Here is a 2,257-nt window from a genome sequence, read left to right on the forward strand (position 1 = left end):
TTCGGAGACGCGGCGGGCCACGTCCAGCAGCAGGGCCAGCGCGGTGTCGGCCACGCAGTCGTTCAGCACGTCGGGCGTGTAGCCCACGCTGATGCCGCGTGCCTGCGCCGCGGCCACCGGCACCTTGTCCAGGCCCACGCCGAAGCTGGAGATCAGCTTCAGGTTGGGCAACGCAGCGAGCTGGGCCTCGTTCATGCCGACCGCGGCCGAGGTGACGGCGATCTCGAACTCGCCGCCGTGCGCGGCCAGGAAGGCCGCCGGGTCGGCCTCCTCGACCAGGCGATGGATGGCGAAGCTTTCGGCCAGCGCGCGGTTCAGCACGGGCACCAGGTTGCCGACCAGCAGCAGGCGGGGTGTGGTCATCAGGTTCCTCAATCGATCAATCAGTCGAGCTTGACGTTGCCCTTGACGACCACCTCGGCCCAGCGCTTGCGCTCGGTCTCGAAGAAGCTGCTGAACTCGGTTGGCGACATCGTGCGCACCTCGGCGCCTTGCGAGACCAGGCGCTCGCGCACCTCGGGCGAACGAATGATTCCGGTCAGCACTGCGTTGACCTTGGCGATGACGGCCGGCGGCGTGCCCACCGGCATCAGCACGCCTTGCCAGGTGCCGGACTCGAAGCCCTTCATGCCTTGTTCGGCCAGCGTGGGCACGTTGGCCAGCAGCGGCATGCGCGTGCCCTTGGAGAGGGCCAGCACCTTCAGCTTGCCGGACTGCACGTGCGGCAGCGTGGCCAGCATGCCGTTCATGGTCAGGTCGGTCTGGCCGGCGATGGTGTCGGCGACGGATTGCGAGCCGCCCTTGTACGGGATGTAGGTCCACTTGGCGCCGGTGGCCTGCTGCACCGCCACGGCGGCCAGGTGCGGCGCGCTGCCCAGCGCCGTCACGGCGAAGTTCAGCTCCTTGGTCTTGGACAGCGCGACCAGCTCCTGCAGGTTGTTGGCCGGCACCGAGGGGTGCACCACCAGCATGTGCGGCGAGTAGGCCAGCATGGTCACGCCGCGCAGGTCCTTGCTCGGGTCGAAACCCAGCTTGGTGTAGACCGAGGGCGCAATGGCCAGCGCGCCCACGTCGCACAGCAGCAGCGTGTGGCCGTCGTTGGCTTTGGCGACGAAGTCGGCGCCCATGTTGCCGCTGGCGCCGGGCCGGTTGTCGACGATGACGGTCTGCTTGAGCGCCGTGCCAAGCTGCACGCTGATGGCGCGGGCAATGATGTCCGACGAGCCGCCGGGCGGGTACGGCACGATCAGGCGGATCGGCTTGCTGGGCCAGGCGGCGTCGGCCGCGGCGGCATGCTGCGGGGCCAGCAGCGTGCCCAGCGCGAGGGCGCCCAGGCCGGTGGCGGCCAGCAGTTGGCGGCGGGACAGGCGGTTGTCGATGCGAACGGAACGGGTCATGTGAATCCTTGCGGTCGTCTGGTGCGGTCGTCTTGTGCGGACGGAAATCAATCGACGGTGATCTTGCGATCACGGATCACCACGGCGTAGCGCTTGCGGTCGTCGTCGATCAGCTTGGTGAACTGGGCGGGCGTGTTGCCGGCGGGTAGGCCGCCCAGCTCGGTGATGCGGGTCTTGACGTCATCGGACGCCAGCACCTCGCGCAGGTCGCTGGCGATCTTGTCGACGATGTCCTTGGGCGTGCCGGCCGGCGCCAGCATGCCGACCCAGCTGCTGACGTTGACGCCGGGCACGCCGGCTTCGGCCAGCGTGGGCACGTCGGGCAGGTTGCTCAGCCGCTTGGGGCTGCTCACGCCCAGCGCGCGCAGCTTGCCGGTCTTGATGAAGCTGCTGGCTTCCAGTGCGGTGACAAACGAGAGCTGGACATGGCCGGCGATCAGGTCGCTGGTGGCAGGGCCGCCGCCGCGGTAGGGCACGTGCACGATGAAGGTTTCGGTGGTCGCCTTGAAGATTTCGCCGGCCAGGTGCGGCGCGCCGCCGGCGCCCGAGCTGCTGAAGGTCAGCTGGCCGGGCTTGCTGCGCGCCAGCGCGACGAATTCCTTCGCCGTCTTCGCCGGCACGCCGGGGTTGACCAGCATCACCAGCGGCAGGTCGGCCACCAGCGCGATGGGGGCGAACGCGGTGTCGGCGTTGTAGGGCAGCTTGGCGTAGAGCGAAGGGTTGATGGCCTGGGTGCCGAGGTTGCCCATCAGCAGCGTGTAGCCGTCGGGCTTGGCCTTGGCAACCGAGTCCGCGCCGATCTGCCCGGCTGCGCCGCCCTTGTTTTCGACCACCATCTGCTGGCCCCATTTCACGCTGAG

3 protein-coding genes are annotated in these 2,257 nt (G+C 68.9%); all 3 read right to left on the reverse strand.

Annotation, left to right across the window (positions count from 1 at the left end):
• Positions 1–363 (reverse strand): Rossmann-fold NAD(P)-binding domain-containing protein (locus FKP22_RS27780; protein ID WP_510606732.1); only part of this gene is annotated, 363 nt, incomplete at its 3' end.
• A 20-nt stretch (positions 364–383) separates the two neighbouring features.
• Positions 384–1,397 (reverse strand): Bug family tripartite tricarboxylate transporter substrate binding protein, encoded by a 1,014-nt coding sequence (locus FKP22_RS27785; protein WP_141291246.1) that lies wholly within the window; start codon positions 1,395–1,397, stop codon positions 384–386.
• A 47-nt stretch (positions 1,398–1,444) separates the two neighbouring features.
• Positions 1,445–2,257, reverse strand: an 813-nt coding sequence (locus FKP22_RS27790; RefSeq protein ID WP_141291248.1) for a Bug family tripartite tricarboxylate transporter substrate binding protein, incomplete at its 5' end; no start/stop codon positions are given.

This window comes from Ideonella azotifigens (genome assembly GCF_006519715.1).
Lineage (GTDB): Bacteria > Pseudomonadota > Gammaproteobacteria > Burkholderiales > Burkholderiaceae_C > Ideonella > Ideonella azotifigens.

Excerpts from the sequence above, each read along its gene's own strand:
- FKP22_RS27785 (WP_141291246.1), bottom strand. The coding sequence starts at position 1,397 with ATGACCCGTTCCGTTCGCATCGACAACCGCCTGTCCCGCCGCCAACTG.